The organism is Hydrogenophaga crassostreae (assembly GCF_001761385.1).
GTDB classification, from domain to species: domain Bacteria; phylum Pseudomonadota; class Gammaproteobacteria; order Burkholderiales; family Burkholderiaceae_C; genus Hydrogenophaga; species Hydrogenophaga crassostreae.
This window is the reverse complement of the sequence record NZ_CP017476.1, coordinates 2,689,523-2,704,472: the sequence shown is the minus strand read 5'-3', so window position 1 is coordinate 2,704,472 and position 14,950 is coordinate 2,689,523. Positions and strand designations below refer to the sequence as shown.

Genomic DNA, 14,950 nt, shown 5'->3' with positions numbered 1-14,950 from the left:
TCTTCTCAGTGCGTCAGCTGATCCAGGATCGGCAGCGCGCGCTGGCCCCGGTTGCCCAGGAAGTAGCGTTGAATGAAGGGGTGTGGCGTGGCGATCACTTCTTGCGGTGTCCCCACCACAGCCACTTTTTGATCCGCCAACACGGCGATGCGGGTGGATATCTCCAGCAGTGTGTCGATGTCGTGGGTCACCATGACAACCGTCAGGCCGAGTTGCTTGTGCAGATCGCTTAACAGCTTGCAAAAGTCGTCGGCGCTTTCGGGGTCGAGTCCGGCTGTGGGTTCATCGAGAAACAGCATGGGCGGGTCCATGATCAAAGAGCGCGCCAGGGCCACTCGCTTGATCATGCCGCCCGACAGGTCGGCGGGCATCTTGTGGGCATCGCCAGGCTTGAGTCCCACCATTTGCAGCTTGACCATGGCTGCGTCGCGCACCACGCGTTCGGGCAGGCGGCCCAACTCCAGCAGGGGAAAAGCGATGTTGTCGATGACGCTGAAAGCGGAAAACAGCGCGCCTTGCTGAAACAGCATGCCCACGCGGCTGGCTGCCATGCGCGCATCAATCTGTTGAGCCGGACGTCCCATTACGAGGATGTCACCGCGTGTAGGTTGTTCCAGGCCCAAAATCTGGCGAAGCAAGGTGGTTTTTCCCGTGCCCGATCCCCCGACCAGAGAGAGAATCTCACCCTGGAAAATGATCAGGTCCAGGTCTTTGTGCACCACGAACTCGGGCGCACCTCCGCCGCCAAACACGGTCCAAAGGCCCCGAACCTCGATGGCGGGTAGCTGCGGTGTTGATGGGCTGGCGTTCACAATCCGATGTCCCTGAAAGCGATGGCAAACATGGCATCGACCAGAATCACCACGGTAATCGACGTGACCACAGAAGCCGTGGTGCCCTTGCCCAGACTTTCCGTGTTGGGTTCGATGCGCAGGCCGAAGTGGCAGGCCACCAAGGCAATCAGAATACCGAACACCACCGTTTTCCCGACGGCGAGCATGAGGTTGCTGACATCCACCGCCGCAGGCAGGGCGTTGAAAAAGAACTGCGGGGAAATGCCCAGCGCCAGATCGGCTGCGAACATGCCACCCAACAGTGCCATGACTGTGGTCCATACGCTGATCAGTGGCATGGCGATCGCCAGCGCCAGCGCGCGGGGCATCACCAGTCGATAGCCGAGGGGAATGCCCATGACCCGCATGGCGTCGAGCTCTTCATTGACGCGCATCACGCCAATCTGGGCCGTGATGGCGGAGCCCGTTCGGCCAGCGACCAGGATGGCTGCAAGCATGGGGCCCAGCTCGCGCACCAGCGACATGCCGAGCAGGTTGACGATGAAGGCGTCGGCGCCGAATTGTTTGAGTTGCTGTGCGCTCAGGTAGGCCAGCACCACGCCGATCAGGAATCCGACCAGGGCGGTGATGGGCAGTGCAGTGGCGCCGAATTGGTAAAGGTGCCCAGACACGTCGCGCCAGGGGCCACGCCCGGGCGCCCGTACCAGTGCCAGCAAATCGAGCACCAGTTGGCCGAGCAAGGTGACGAAGTCGCGCAGTTGCCCCACCATGTCCATCACCGCCTTACCCAGCGCCAGGTAGCGCTGTCTCAGCGTGGGCTTGAGCGATGTCGCATCCGGGGTGGACAGTGCGGCAATGCGTTCCAGAAGCGCCTTGTGATGGGCTGGCGCCTCCAGGCGAACGGGCCATTGCTGGCCCCAGAGATCCCAGAGGATTTGGGCGCCCACATGGTCCAGCGCCTGCACTGCGCTCAAGTCCCAGGTCTGAGGTGAGCTGGTGGAAGCAACTGAGCGCAGGCTGCGTTGCCATTCACGAGGGTCGTTGTCGCCGGCGATGGCGCCAGCAGTCCAGTCGCCCACCGCTCGGTGGGCTTTGGTGCCGCCGCCCACAGCTGCAACCACCCTCGGCGCAGTGGCGCGGAGGTGTGAGGCTGGGGGGCGTTGTGTTGAATTCATATGGAGGATGGCGGGCAGCAGGGGGTAAAACCACCGGTATTTGCACACGATACCCTTTTTGTCGTTGTTCAGATTTGCCAAAGGCCACGCAGCGTGGCCTTTGGCGCTCTTCAGGTGCGCCAGCGCATTTGGAAGGCTCTGACGCGGTCCGCAGCGGACCTCAGTCCTTGCGCCAATTGGCCAACCAGTGCTCGGCCAGTTTGCCGGCGGCTTCGCGGCCACCCAATCCGAACGACAAGGCCACGGCCACCGCGATGGCACCCAGGGTCAGGCCGAAGGCGAGGTTGACGATGTCGTCTGCAATGCCCATGGCACGCAGGCCCATGGCGATCACCAGCGCCAGGATGGCGTAGCGTGCGATGCGGGCCAGGCCGGAGCTGTTGGCGCCGCTGGCCCGGTCGATGGCATCGTAGGCCAGGTTGGCCAGCCAGAAACCGATCACCAGGATCGCCGAGCCCAGCAAAATGTCGCCGCCAAAGGTGATGAAGGTGGTCACCACATTGCTCACCTGGCCAAAGCCCAGCTGGTTGGCGGCTTCAACACTGGCGAACAGCATGGCGAAAAACATCACCAGATGGCCGACAAAGCGTGAGGCGGTGGTCTTGGCGAACGCTTGTTCCATGCCCACGCGAGCAGGCAGGGTGTCAAAGCCCATGGCACCCAGCAGGCTGGTCAGCAACAGGCTGGCAAAGCGCGCCACGAACCAGGTCAATACCAGGACCAGGCTGGCCGCAATGATGTGCGGCACGGCCGCCATGATCTGGTCGAGCATCTGGGTTGCGGGGCCAGAGATGGCTTCGATCTTCAGGGCGTCAAGCGCTGCGATCAAGGACGGCACAAACACCACAACGAACACCAGCAAGCCAGCCACACGGGACAGCTTGACCGAGTCCACCAGACCGGCCTTGTTGCCGAGTGTGTCGACACCAGCGGTGTGGCTCAGGTTGGTGGTGAGTTTGCGCAGTACGGTGGCCACGATCCAGCCCACGCCACCGACGACCAGGGCCGCAACCACGTTGGGCAAGAAGTCCAGCGTCTTGGTGACCATGGCGCTCAGCGGCGTCAACATGCCCCGCATTTCCAGCGCACCCAGAATGGCGGGCACGAACAGCAGGATCACCAGCCAGAACAATGCACCGGCCAGGCTTTGGCTCATGGGCGCCATGTCGGCCTGTGCCGACAACTTGTCGTCCAGTTCGGTTTTGTCGAGCAGCTTTTGCGTCACTGTGCGTACCGCGCTGGCCAGCAACCAGGCCACCAAAGCGAGCACCAGTCCGCCGATGAGGCGAGGGGCGAATTCAAACAGCTGTGTGGTCAGGGCCGCGAAGGGTCCAGACACTTGGTCCAGGTCCAGCGAATTGAAGACCGCCATCAGGGTCAGCAAGATCACCACCCAGAACAGGCCAAGGCCCACCGCGCCTTCGATGTCGACCCCTGTGCCGGTCAGTCCGCTGAACCGGTTGTTGGTACCCAGTGCACCGAGCGCTTTTTTTGCCCCAGCCTTGACCGCCACGGCAACAAACCAACCCAGCACGAGGATGCCCAGCGCGCCCATGATTTGTGGTAGGTGTGCACCGAGGGTGCTTTGTAGAGATTCCAATAGAACATCCATTTTTATCTCTTCTTCCGTTAAACGTTGTAGAAAAAAACCGCCACGTGGGCGGTCTTTGAAGTTGCATGTCGGGCCTCAACCAGGGTTGATCCGGGCAACCCGATTGGCGACACGGCCCACAAGCCACGAAGGAGCCGTGACAGGCCCGTTCGAGGGTGTGAGCCTTTTCGTGTGCGGTTACTTCAGGCGGTAGCGAACGCCAACGAACAACGCGGTGTCAGTGCCGTTGGGATTGGCGATTGACTGGTCGCCCGAGTAATTGGAAACCGCCAGGGTACCGGTCAGATCCAGCTGGTTGCGCAGCTCATAAATCAGGCCGGTGCTCAAGGTGTTGACCGTGCTCTTGGTGCTTGAAGGGCCGTTGACGTCGTGCGTCATGGTCCAGCCGTTTTCCCAGTCGAGGCGGCGATCCAGTTCATAGGTCAGGCTCATGGCATTGCGCAGCAGGTAGGTGCTGCTGTTGTTCAACACCGAGGTGAGGCTGGCCACGTTCGAGAACTGGGTCAGGTTGTCCAGTGGGTAGTGGTACTCGGCACCGAGTTCAACCGCTGGATCGTTGTCGGTGATGCCATTGAAGCTGCTGGACTGGTAGCCCAGACCGGCGCGAACTTTCCAGCCGACCTTGCGGGTCGAGATGCGCTCATTGGTCAACACGTCGTAGATGGCGATCACATCGCGCGCATCGAGCTGCCCACCGGTTTTGGCGGTGACATCCAGTGCCTTGGCAATGTCGTTGATCCACTCTTTCGTGTAGTCGGCGGCGCCGAACTTGCTGCGGTACTCGTCCTCGCGGTCCACGATGTTCGCTGCGGCCTGGTATTCGGCACGGGAAGGCGCATCTTTGAGGCGGTTGAGGCTCTGCAACTCTTCGACCACGCGGATGGCTTTGGCCATCGGGGTCACGTTCTTCACGCGACCATAACCTGCACCACCAAACAATGACGCGGTGCGGCTGTCAAAGGCATCGCTGCCTTTCAAACCAACGCTTCCGTACCAAAATGCCAGAGATGTGGCTGGATTGAAATAGGTGTCGGCTGTGGCGCTGGTGGCGTATTCGTAACGCTTTTCCCGGCTGGCGCCAGCGGTGCCGTCGCGGCCAACAGAGCCGCCGCCATTGAAGCGCAACTGCACGTCACGGTCTGGTGAGGCGAAAACCTGTTCGTAGTCCAGGCCCAGGTTGAGCTCGTAGCTGGACTGTGCATCGTCGCGGTTTTTGCCGGCATTGAACGAGCCGTTTACATACGCATCCTGGTACTCACTGGTGGCCTCATCGTAATCGGTGACGGAGATGCCCTGTGCGGCGGCCAACTGGCTGCACGCGAGTGCAGCGGCGACGGCGGTGAGTCTGAGCAAGTTGTTTGAATTTTTCATCGTATTTCCCATGTGATAAAGGTTAAAAAGTGAGTTCATTTTTTTCTTCTCCCTGTTGCACGAAATGGCAAGCAGCTGGCGCAAAGGGCATGGCGCTGTATTTCGATCTGTTTGCCCCATCCAGACCCGGTTTCGCTCTGGTCTGGCTCGCGCAGCGGCGACCCGTGCGACCTTCACCAGCCACGGAGCGTGGCGCCTGGGCGGCTAAATCTGTGTGTGACCCGTCGTGGGGGCCGAACCGGTACCGAGACGTTGGTTGAGTTGCAGAAACTCTTTGGCAATGAGCTTTTGCAAGGCCTCGATCCGTGAGGCTTCGGCCTTGTCTGCCAGGTCGTGGGCGCGCTGCACTTCCTTCAGCAGCTTGCGGGTCTCGAGCAGCGACCCGATGTGGTTGTGCAGGTAGGCAAAAACAAAGGCTGCGCCCATGACACCCGACAATGCCAGCATGATGACCCCCAGCGGGGCGTCAATCTGGGCCACGAGCAGGTTCAATGGCGCATCGGCCATCAGGGTGCTCCAGTTCAAGGCAGCCAGTACGGCAATCAAGGCTGTTGTGCCCCATGCCAGTAAATTGCTGAAATTCTTCATTAAAAGTGGGTTCCAAATTGACGCGACCACCACCGGTCGGGGTCTTTTTACATCTTCTGCTGGCAGTTTACGTTGTTAAAATTGCGAAGTAAATTACAAAAATGAAAAGACAAGTTTTCAAAAATGCAAACATATGAAGGAAAGAAAGAAGCGGAAACGGCACCGGTTGACGGGTTGCCGGCGTCCAAGGCGATCACGCCATGGACCGACTTCCACCTGGTGCTGGTAATCAGCCGTGAGGGCAGTGTGGCCAAGGCCTGTCATGCGCTGGACATGACCCACTCCACCTTGCTTCGCAAGCTCGATACGATTGAAACGCGGTTAAAAACCCGACTGTTCGACCGCGGGCGCAGCACCTATACGCTCACCGCAGCAGGGCAGTTGATCGCACAGGCGGCGCGGGATTTTGAACCCGTGGCCAGTGAGGCAGAAGCAAACGCCCTGGGGCATGATCTGCGACCCAGTGGAGAGGTGCGCGTGAGTCTGGCTTCAGTGGTGTTGAATCAATTGCTTCCACCCGTGCTGGTTCAGTTCTCACTCAACTTTCCCAACGTTCAGCTCGCATTGAACGCCACGCGAGAACATGTGAGCCTGCGCAGGCGTGAGGCGGACGTGGCCATTCGCGTCGCCGATACCGTGCCAGACTGGCTGGTTGGGCGCAAGGTGGCCGAGGTGCGGTTCAAGGTCTACGCTCTGGACGATGGGTCGCCACGACCCAAGCTGTCGACGGTTCGCCACTTGGCCAAAGAACGGCGCTGGATCGGTTTTGATCAGGATGCCAGCGATCTCAAATTCGATCGCTGGTTGGCCGCAACGGTGCCCGATAGCAGCGTCGTGCTGCGGGTAGATGACTTCAACAACGCGTTGGCCCTTGTTCGCAGCGGACTGGGCATCGCGTTGTTGCCCACTTTTGTCGAGCGCGGTGCACCCGATCTTGTGCCGCTGACAGCAGTGATCAACGACCTGACCACCCCATTGTGGATGCTGACCCACCCAGACCTCAAACGGGCGATGCGGGTTCAGATCATGATGCGAAGCTTCGGCCCGGCATTGGCCGAACTGCTGAAGCCGGGCTGAGCCCCGTTCTTCAGCAGTGTCAGAGTCTTCAAGCCGCCAGAGCCATGGACGGTTTGCTGGAGGTCGCTGAAGAGGCTGATTTCGTGGCAGAGGTTGCCACCGAACATTCAATATCACCCGACAACTGCCCGCCTTCTTCGATCACCACTTTGCCGTAGCGGATCTTGCCGGTGACTTTGCCGCTGGCGTAAATCACCAGTTTTTGACGCACGGTCAGGTTGCCATCGAACACGCCATGGATCTCGGCGATATCGATTTCGGCCGAGCCTTTGAAGGCACCTTGCTCTGCGATCTGGATCACGCGGGAATCCATGGTGGCTTCCACCAGGCCTTCGACCACCAAGGTGTCGCAATCGGTGATCTCGACGCCTTTGAGCTTGATGTTGGGTCCAACCGTCAGCTTGCTGCCGCCTTCGTTGGTTTGGCCGGCAGCGGACTTGCTGGCCGTGGATGCCTCTGGCGTGTAACCCGATGGGGCGTTGAGCGGTTGGGCAACATTGTTGCTGCTGCCGGCTCCGTAACGTTGCTGCGGGTTTACACCCGAGTTGAGGCCAGAGTTGAGGGGTTTGGCTTGTTCGGATTCGCGTTTGCCAAAGTGCAGTGCCATAGGAGAGCTCCTTCTAAAAGTGGAGCGTTCATGCTAGGTGCTGCGGGGGGCCATTCTTGGTGTTGCGCGTAAGAACCGTAACGGGACGCACCGTACTTATGGTTGCAATTGTTGCAATAGAACGCGCTCAGCGACGAGATCGCCGCTTCGGATCGTCTGGGCTTAGGCGGCATGCTCAGCATGGCCGGGCGTTGCAGCGATATCTCTCAATGCAAACATCTCTTCACATAACCAGAAATGTTTCAAATCTGTGCCGCGCGGCCGACAAAGTGGCGAACCATTCGTTTCGAAACAACACCCAAAGGCGCTCATGAGGCCTTCGTCGGCTTTTGTTCACCGTTGGGCAGGCAAGTCTCCCTACAGTGGCACAGGTTGGGGGCAAACCTTACACTTGACGGTTCCCCCAAAGATTGCCCTATGAACGCCCCCGTCGACGTTTCCTTTTTCGCGCGCGCCGCCAAACCGATCACCAGCTACCGCCCTTACTGGGCCAAGCGGTTCGGCGTTGCGCCGTTTCTGCCCATGAGCCGTTCCGAAATGGAGCAGCTGGGTTGGGACTCGTGCGACATCATTCTGGTGACGGGCGACGCATACGTGGACCACCCCAGCTTCGGTATGGCGGTGATCGGTCGTGTATTGGAAGCCCAAGGTTTTCGCGTGGGCATCATTGCCCAGCCAGACTGGCAGAGTGCCGAGCCCTTCAAGACGCTCGGCAAGCCCAACCTGTTCTGGGGCGTGACCGCGGGCAACATGGATTCCATGATCAATCGCTACACGGCCGATCGCAAAATTCGCAGCGACGACGCCTACACCCCCGGTGATATCGGCGGCAAGCGCCCCGACCGTGCGGCGCTGGTCTACAGCCAGCGTTGCCGGGAAGCATTCAAAGACGTGCCCATCATTCTGGGTGGTATTGAAGGCAGCCTGCGCCGCATTGCCCATTACGACTACTGGAGCGACAAGGTTCGCCGCAGCATTGTGGTCGATGCCAAGTGCGATTTGCTGCTGTACGGCAATGCCGAGCGTGCGCTCGTCGAGATTGCCCACCGGCTTGCAGGCAATGAAACGGTTGATCAGATCACCGATGTGCGTGGCACTGCCTTCGTACGGCGCCCGGGCGACCCCACTTCGGAAGGCTGGATCGAAATCGATTCCAGTGAGGTCGACATGCCAGGCCGGGTGGATGCCCATCTCAACCCTTACCAGACCACCAGCGAACAAGCCCAGGCCCAGGGCCAGAGTTGTGCGAAAGAAGACGGTGAAGCTGCTCCCAACGATTTGGAGCAGGGCACCAAGGTGATGCAGTTTGTGGCCAATCCGGCGCTGGCCGGCCGCCTCAAGGTACCGCCGCGCGACAAGTCGGTGATTCGCTTGCCCAGCTTTGAGAAGGTCAAGAGCGACGCGGTGCTCTATGCCCATGCCAACCGCGTGATGCACCTGGAAACCAACCCTGGCAATGCCCGTGCGATGGTGCAGGCTCATGGCGAAGGCGCCACGGCGCGCGATGTGTGGCTCAACCCGCCGCCCATCCCGTTGACCACAGCCGAGATGGATTTTGTATTTGATTTGCCATACGCCCGTGGGCCACATCCGTCTTATGCCGACGAACACGGCAAACACGACGGAGCCACCAAGATTCCCGCCTGGGAAATGATCCGTTTCAGCGTGAACATCATGCGCGGCTGCTTCGGCGGCTGCACCTTCTGCTCCATTACCGAGCACGAAGGCCGCATCATTCAGAGCCGCTCGGAAGACTCCATCATTCGCGAAGTCGAAGAGATGCGCGACAAGGTGGAAGGCTTCACCGGCATCGTGTCCGACCTAGGCGGTCCCACGGCCAACATGTACCGCCTGGGCTGCAAAACCCCTGAAATTGAAGCCGCCTGCCGCAAACCCAGTTGTGTATACCCCGGCATTTGCCAGAACTTGCACACCGACCACGCGCCGTTGGTCAAAATCTACAAACGGGCTCGCGAACTGCGTGGCGTGAAAAAGGTATTGATTGGCTCCGGATTGCGCTACGACCTCGCAGTGAAGAGCCCGGAATACGTCAAAGAGCTGGTTCAGCACCATGTGGGCGGCTACCTCAAGATCGCGCCCGAGCACACCGAGGGTGGCCCGCTCTCCAAGATGATGAAGCCCGGGATCGGCAGCTACGACAAGTTCAAGCAGATGTTTGAAAAGTTCAGCGAAGAGGCTGGCAAGAAGCAGTACCTGATTCCCTATTTCATCGCGGCCCACCCCGGCACCAGCGATGAAGACATGATGAATCTGGCGCTCTGGCTCAAGCGCAACGGTTTCCGCGCCGACCAGGTGCAAACCTTCTATCCCAGTCCAATGGCCACCGCCACGGCGATGTACCACACCAACATGAACCCGCTGAAGGGCCTCAGTCGCGATCCCGAGCGGGCTGAGCGCGTAGACATCGTGCGCGGCGACAAGCGCCGCCGCCTGCACAAGGCATTCTTGCGCTACCACGATGCCAATAACTGGCCTTTGTTGCGCGAGGCTTTGAAAACCATGGGCCGCGCGGACCTGATCGGCAACGGCAAACACCACCTGATCCCGACCTTCCAGCCCATGACCGACGGCAGCTATTCGAGCGCCCGGCGCAAGAACAGCACGCCGGTTGGCAAAGCTTCGGTCAAGCCATCGCAAGGCCGCCTGCTCACGCAACATACCGGCATGCCGCCGCGTGAAACGGGTGGTCCACGCACGCCTGCGGCGGGAATCAGCAAAAAGCGGCGCAAGCCCTGATTGACGCCAGAGGCAAGTCTGGCTTCAGGGTTGGACAACGGAGGCAAGGATGTTCATGATGAAGCCGATGCTGGTCTTGCTGGTGGCGCTGTTGGCCGCAAGTGCCGGCCCCGCCGGCGCCCAGGTGGACAAAACCGACTGCCCGCCTTCCGCCAGCTATTCCAGAGAATTGTTTGCCAAGGCTGAGCAACAAGCCCGGGACCGAGGTTTTCTGTGGCGCATCGAGCGCGGAGGCCGGGTGTCATACCTGTTCGGCAGCATGCATGTGGGCAAAGCCGGATGGATGAGTCCGGGTCCCAGCGTTCGCAGCGCCTTGGGTCAGGTGGACGCATTGGCTCTGGAGGTCGATATGACCAGCGCCGAAGCACAACAACAGTTGCAGCAGCTCGCTGGGCTCGCACCACGCGAGATTCCCCAGCCGTTGCGCCAGCGCCTGGAGCGCCTCTGGGTTGCCGAGTGTTTGCCACTGGCCCAGTTGAACAACGGCCCAGTGGAGTTGCAGGCGGTCACCCTGATGGCCTTGATGGGCAGGCGCCAGGGTTTCGATCCCTCATATGCTTCTGAACTGATGCTGACCATGGCTGCCCGTGCAGGCGGATTGCCGGTGCTTTCGTTGGAGAGCGTGCGTTCGCAGCTCGATCTGTTTCTCGCAGCAGATGACGCAGAGGCCAGCGAGACGGTGGCTCAGGCGCTGGAGCAGCTCGAAAAGCCGGAAACCCGGGTGATGCAGGAAAAACTGGCGGTTGCCTGGGCGCACAGCGAGCTTGACGTCTTGGCAAGCTACCAGGCGTGGTGCGACTGTGTGCACACCGATCGTGAGCGGGCCGACATGAAAAAGTTGCTCGATGACCGAAACCCCGGGCTGGCCGACGGTATTGAACGCCTGCATGCCAGCGGTCAACGTGTGTTCGCTGCCGTGGGGGCACTGCACATGACCGGCCAGACCGCCTTGCCGCGTCTTTTGGCGGCGCGAGGCTTCGCTGTTGAACGGGTGTTTTAGGCAGAATCTGTGGCGTCAGCCCACTGGCGTTTGAAATGCGGGCCAGATCAACCAGGCCAGCAGGCCCAGCAGATGCAGTGCGACGGTGGCCCAGTAGGTTATCTGGAACGAGGTTTTGCTGATCTTGTGGTGAAAGGCCCTTTGTGCAAACCAGGCACCCGGCCAACCACCGAGCAGCGCAAGACTGTGCAACTGGTTTTCGCTGATGCGCCAGTTGCCCTCTTCAGCAGCGTTTTTGTCGTACAGGTAGATGTAGAACGTCACCAGGTTGAGGATGATCAGGCTGCTGAACACCGGGATGGTGGAAAAGCGATCCAGCGCGATGCCCGCGAGCCACAACAGCAGCCAAAAAGCCATCAAGCCCATGGTCGCCCAAAGCAACTGGTTTTCCCGCTTGGTTGTCTGGGGCGGGGTTGAGCGGGCGGCCGTGGGGCTGCGCGGCAAGATCACGGCGTTGGGGTCTTCCGGCAGCGATCGGGGTTCCTGGACTGTGTTTCTGGCGGGTTCGACCTTCAGGGCCCGTGGACCTTTGCCGCCGACGTGGATTTCATCAAACGTGACCTCTGTACCCTCGATAGGGTGGCGGTTTTCGCCATAGTCGCGAATGTGGAAAAAGATGTCGGCGACCGTGTCCGGACTTCGAATGAAGCCAAATGCACGCGCACTGTCCCAGCGGATCACGGTTCCCTTTTTTCTCATGTGATGCTCAGTTATCGATGGAGGGGTGCTGGGTTGTTGAATGGCGCGTTTTGGCGCAAAATGGCTGAAAAGGAGTTCATCATGCCTTCTGCCCATTCATCCGGCTCAACCCACAACCCTGTTGTGTCGAATTTTGCCTCAGTCAAGCTGCCTGCCAGTTTGGTGCAGCAAGCCCGTGAAGCCGCCCAGCCGCAACGCCGCTCGGTGGCCGGGCAGATTGAATACTGGGCCACGCTCGGCCGCATCGCCGATGAAACCGGCCTCACCGTGCAGGAAGCCCGAGAAGCCATCGCCCGCTACGACGCCCGCCAACTGGCCGACAGCGGGCCGTTGGACGAGTCATTGGAGGCCATCGAAGCCCGCTTTATTCAGGCCGACACTTCTGGTCGCCTGGCCCAGGCCGTGCGCAACACCGTTTTGGGCCACCGCGAAAACGCCACAGACACCCGCCGCGCCGCTTAGACAAATCCACCCGATTTCAAAGCCCCGCGTGGCGAAACCCGTCTTTTATTTGCTCGCTGGCCCCAACGGCGCCGGCAAATCCACGCTCTACAAGGCCGCCGTGGCCGAGGGCCTGATTCCCGGGAGCGCGCCGTTCGTCAATGCCGACTTGCATGAAGCGGTAGCGCTGCAACACATCGCGGACCCGATTAAGCGCTCCAAAGCCGCCCGCGCCTGGGCCGATGCCGAGCGCAGCCGCTGTCTGAAGGTCGGTAAATCCTTCGCCAGCGAAACCGTTTTTTCCCATACATCCAAGCTCGACCTCATGGCTGCCGCCAAACGCGCTGGCTTCGCTGTGGTTTTGCTTGTGGTGTGTGTGGATGATCCTGAAATGCTGCTGGGCCGGGTGGCCCGGCGCGTGAAAGAGGGCGGCCATCCGGTACCACCCGAACGCATCCTTTCGCGTTACCCGCGCACGGTCCGGCATTTGAGCGTGGCGGTGCGGCGGGCGGATCTGGCTCTTTTGTACGACACCTCGGCGCCACCAGGGGAGATGGTGCAAGCACCGCGGTTGGTGGCGCGCTTGCGGGGTAGCGAGCTGGCTTGGCAAATCGATCATTTGCCAGCATGGGCACAAACGGTGATGAGCCCCGGTCTCCCACGGTGACCGCATTGTTGCCGCCCGGACAATGAAACAGAATACGAGCAAGTTTTCAGCGGGCGCGCTCCCACAGCAACGTGCCCGGCTTGAATTGGCTCCAGGCAAACCAGAAAGCCTCATGGCTGACGGCTTCTTTCTCGGCCACGAACGCGCGCAGGCCATCGCCTGAATTGCGAACCACGATGCCGTCCATCGTCACCGGCTCTCCCGCTTTCAATGCCATCTGCGCCGCCGCACGTGGAAACGCCAGCGGCTTGCCTTTTGGAGACGTCACGCCCAACACCACCTCGTGCACCGGCAAGCGCGGGTCCACATCGCCGACCGGGAAGATGGGGCCGTTGTTGTCGCGCCCGCGCAGGGGGTCGAGCGGGTAGGTTCGGCCAATGCCACCGTCCTGGGCCACGATGGTGGATTGGGGGTGGGCCTTGCGCCAGGCGCCCCAGGTGGAGGTGACGACCGTGGTTTGGGGCAGGGTGATTTGGGCTTTGCGCAAAGGACCTGACAAGGCCTCACCGGTGGAGGTGTCCACGGCCGACCAGGTGCTCAGGTCGTACATGAATTTGTTGGAGCGCGAGAGCAGGCCCGAGGTGCGCAGCAGGGGTTTGAAGCCGGGGGTGCGATCGGTGAAGTAGGCCTGGGCCGCGCGGCAGAGGGTGCAATAGGGAAGGGCGATCTGGCGCCCGCCCAAGGTGTCGTTCACCATCTCGTGCACTTCCATGATGTTTTTGGGGTAGGCGCGGGCTTCGCCGTTGATCACCACGCCAAACACGGTGGCGTTGTCGGGGTACCAGCCGCCTTCACTGGCGGGGGTGGTTTTCGGCTGGTCGAGTGCGGGAATGCAGCCGCCAGGGCAACCCTGGCCTCGGGTGGCGTCTGGGCGGTCGTCGATAAACACACCTCCCCAGCCCACCCAGCGCCAGTCGATGGTGGAGGCGGTATCGGCAAAGAAGGGCGCCCACCGCGGCTCGATCAAAAGGAAAAGATCCTGTTTCATCTGGGTATAGCCCGGCGGCGCGGGAAGGTTCCATGCGAGCAGACTGTCCCCCATGGCGCTGAGGGACGCATTCTGAAAGTTGGCGCCCATGAGTTTCTCGAACGCTGTGACCAGGGTTGGCATATCGCTGCGGCTGGCAAAGCGCAGCAGATCGTAGAGGTACCAGCCCATGCGCGTATCGCCCGACGCGCCAATGGCTTTCACGGCCGCTGATGGAAAACGCCGCTGGTAAAGCGCCTCCACGGCTTGTTTGACGGCCCTGGTTGTGGACGCTTTGAGCGCACCCGAAGGTGCAACGGGCGCCATGGCAAAGGCCTGGCCGGCTTTGTCCTTCAATTCAACGGGTTGCGCCGTGCTTGGGGAGGCGGCCGCCAACAAGGCCAGAACAACCAGAACCGATCCCATGGCTGGGCGTCTGCCTCGGCATCGCGGGAAGAGATGTTTCAAGTAGGTGGCTGACATGTCGATCTCCAGCGAATGCAGCGCCACCGGTTGAGGCGCGCATGGTGTCGCTTGTGAAGTGGTCGTTGCCAGGCCGAAGTTCTTACGGCATTAAGTCGAACGCAGTAAATTTGTATAGCAACAGAATGAGTGAAATCGGGGTTACCACTCATCTGATGTGCCCAGAAGGCAACGCACTTTCTGGTAGAAATGGGGTATGCTGCACTGCAACATGGAATCGATATGAACAACCCTTGGGCGTTGGACGACCTTTTGGCCGACCTGTACCACGCGAGAAAACATGGCGATCTGGGCCGCATGGCCTTTGTGGCTTATTGCGATGTGCGCCGCTGGGCGCGCGACGAAGGCCGCAATGTGTTGGCCGATCAGGCTGCGGGTCTCATCACGCAAAGCCCGCACCAGAGCCGTGATGCATTTCTGGACCAGATCGATGCGCTGATTGGCCAGTTGGAAACCTTGCAGCGCGCCAAGGCGGAAGACAATCCTGCGGTTGCGCAACCCGCCCTCTGGTCCATGAATCCCTCGTTTTCTGCCTGATCTCCCTCGCTTGAGAGCGATGGCCCCCCGCGGTCCCCAAACCCGCTTCTTGCGTTGCGCCTCACGCCTGAAGGCAGCCTGCAAAGCTGCCCGTCCGATTGAATCTGTTCAGTTTGCCTGCGTAAGCAGTGCGATGGGGATGGGTTGTGCCCACATCGCCTCCTGATGCCTCAAT

At 60.6% G+C, this 14,950-nt stretch carries 14 protein-coding genes; 6 read left to right on the top strand and 8 right to left on the bottom strand.

All coding sequences use genetic code 11. The features are described from left to right. Positions 1-5: 5 nt before the first annotated feature. From LPB072_RS12405 to LPB072_RS12385, 5 genes are all read right to left on the bottom strand, one after another. Positions 6-812 (bottom strand): ABC transporter ATP-binding protein, encoded by an 807-nt coding sequence (locus LPB072_RS12405; RefSeq protein ID WP_066090166.1) that lies wholly within the window; start codon positions 810-812, stop codon positions 6-8. Next, positions 809-1,969, bottom strand: a complete 1,161-nt coding sequence (locus tag LPB072_RS12400) for an MlaE family ABC transporter permease (RefSeq protein ID WP_066090912.1) — start codon at positions 1,967-1,969, stop codon at positions 809-811. Before LPB072_RS12400 ends, LPB072_RS12405 begins: the two co-directional genes overlap by 4 nt. Before the next feature lie 160 nt (positions 1,970-2,129). Further along, positions 2,130-3,587: a mechanosensitive ion channel gene (locus tag LPB072_RS12395; RefSeq protein ID WP_407927808.1), complete on the bottom strand. Its 1,458-nt coding sequence runs from the start codon at positions 3,585-3,587 to the stop codon at positions 2,130-2,132. Positions 3,588-3,758: 171 nt separating this feature from the next. Beyond that, positions 3,759-4,952 (bottom strand): DUF481 domain-containing protein, encoded by a 1,194-nt coding sequence (locus LPB072_RS12390; RefSeq protein WP_066090160.1) that lies wholly within the window; start codon positions 4,950-4,952, stop codon positions 3,759-3,761. A gap of 204 nt (positions 4,953-5,156) precedes the next feature. Further along, positions 5,157-5,540, bottom strand: coding sequence for a hypothetical protein (locus LPB072_RS12385; RefSeq protein ID WP_066090156.1), 384 nt, complete (start codon positions 5,538-5,540; stop codon positions 5,157-5,159). 123 nt (positions 5,541-5,663) lie between these two features. Here LPB072_RS12385 and LPB072_RS12380 point away from each other — a divergent pair, with 123 nt between their 5' ends. Then, a complete protein-coding gene (locus LPB072_RS12380; protein ID WP_066090153.1) occupies positions 5,664-6,617 on the top strand; it encodes a LysR family transcriptional regulator in 954 nt (317 codons plus the stop codon). 28 nt (positions 6,618-6,645) lie between these two features. Here LPB072_RS12380 and LPB072_RS12375 read toward each other — a convergent pair whose 3' ends face one another. Next, the gene (locus tag LPB072_RS12375; RefSeq protein WP_066090149.1) at positions 6,646-7,224 is read right to left on the bottom strand and encodes a bactofilin family protein; all 579 of its coding nucleotides are present in this window, start codon (positions 7,222-7,224) and stop codon (positions 6,646-6,648) included. 417 nt (positions 7,225-7,641) lie between these two features. Here LPB072_RS12375 and LPB072_RS12370 point away from each other — a divergent pair, with 417 nt between their 5' ends. Both LPB072_RS12370 and LPB072_RS12365 read left to right on the top strand, forming a co-directional pair. Further along, positions 7,642-9,981: a YgiQ family radical SAM protein gene (locus LPB072_RS12370; protein ID WP_066090146.1), complete on the top strand. Its 2,340-nt coding sequence runs from the start codon at positions 7,642-7,644 to the stop codon at positions 9,979-9,981. A gap of 55 nt (positions 9,982-10,036) precedes the next feature. Next, on the top strand, positions 10,037-10,981 hold the full coding sequence (locus LPB072_RS12365; RefSeq protein ID WP_157694149.1) for a TraB/GumN family protein: 945 nt from the start codon (positions 10,037-10,039) through the stop codon (positions 10,979-10,981). Positions 10,982-10,996: 15 nt separating this feature from the next. On the opposite strand, the gene LPB072_RS12360 is transcribed toward LPB072_RS12365, so the two are convergent. Continuing rightward, positions 10,997-11,680: a DUF1294 domain-containing protein gene (locus LPB072_RS12360; protein ID WP_066090142.1), complete on the bottom strand. Its 684-nt coding sequence runs from the start codon at positions 11,678-11,680 to the stop codon at positions 10,997-10,999. Between the two features lie 81 nt (positions 11,681-11,761). On the opposite strand from LPB072_RS12360, the gene LPB072_RS12355 reads away from it, so the two are divergent. Continuing rightward, positions 11,762-12,142, top strand: a complete 381-nt coding sequence (locus LPB072_RS12355) for a TA system antitoxin ParD family protein (protein ID WP_066090909.1) — start codon at positions 11,762-11,764, stop codon at positions 12,140-12,142. A gap of 28 nt (positions 12,143-12,170) precedes the next feature. Next, positions 12,171-12,788, top strand: coding sequence for a zeta toxin family protein (locus LPB072_RS12350; RefSeq protein ID WP_066090140.1), 618 nt, complete (start codon positions 12,171-12,173; stop codon positions 12,786-12,788). Between the two features lie 46 nt (positions 12,789-12,834). Here LPB072_RS12350 and LPB072_RS12345 read toward each other — a convergent pair whose 3' ends face one another. Further along, positions 12,835-14,181 (bottom strand): DUF3179 domain-containing (seleno)protein, encoded by a 1,347-nt coding sequence (locus LPB072_RS12345; RefSeq protein ID WP_157694148.1) that lies wholly within the window; start codon positions 14,179-14,181, stop codon positions 12,835-12,837. 279 nt (positions 14,182-14,460) lie between these two features. Here LPB072_RS12345 and LPB072_RS12340 point away from each other — a divergent pair, with 279 nt between their 5' ends. Continuing rightward, entirely contained in the window at positions 14,461-14,775 is a 315-nt protein-coding gene (locus tag LPB072_RS12340; RefSeq protein ID WP_157559314.1) for a hypothetical protein, read from the top strand. Positions 14,776-14,950: the final 175 nt, after the last annotated feature.

Coding starts and splice junctions, on each gene's coding strand:
- LPB072_RS12400 (WP_066090912.1), bottom strand. CDS start 1,969: ATGAATTCAACACAACGCCCCCCAGCCTCACACCTCCGCGCCACTGCG.
- LPB072_RS12390 (WP_066090160.1), bottom strand. CDS start 4,952: ATGAAAAATTCAAACAACTTGCTCAGACTCACCGCCGTCGCCGCTGCA.
- LPB072_RS12385 (WP_066090156.1), bottom strand. CDS start 5,540: ATGAAGAATTTCAGCAATTTACTGGCATGGGGCACAACAGCCTTGATT.
- LPB072_RS12380 (WP_066090153.1), top strand. CDS start 5,664: ATGCAAACATATGAAGGAAAGAAAGAAGCGGAAACGGCACCGGTTGAC.
- LPB072_RS12375 (WP_066090149.1), bottom strand. CDS start 7,224: ATGGCACTGCACTTTGGCAAACGCGAATCCGAACAAGCCAAACCCCTC.
- LPB072_RS12370 (WP_066090146.1), top strand. CDS start 7,642: ATGAACGCCCCCGTCGACGTTTCCTTTTTCGCGCGCGCCGCCAAACCG.
- LPB072_RS12365 (WP_157694149.1), top strand. CDS start 10,037: ATGATGAAGCCGATGCTGGTCTTGCTGGTGGCGCTGTTGGCCGCAAGT.
- LPB072_RS12360 (WP_066090142.1), bottom strand. CDS start 11,680: ATGAGAAAAAAGGGAACCGTGATCCGCTGGGACAGTGCGCGTGCATTT.
- LPB072_RS12355 (WP_066090909.1), top strand. CDS start 11,762: ATGCCTTCTGCCCATTCATCCGGCTCAACCCACAACCCTGTTGTGTCG.
- LPB072_RS12345 (WP_157694148.1), bottom strand. CDS start 14,181: ATGGGATCGGTTCTGGTTGTTCTGGCCTTGTTGGCGGCCGCCTCCCCA.
- LPB072_RS12340 (WP_157559314.1), top strand. CDS start 14,461: ATGAACAACCCTTGGGCGTTGGACGACCTTTTGGCCGACCTGTACCAC.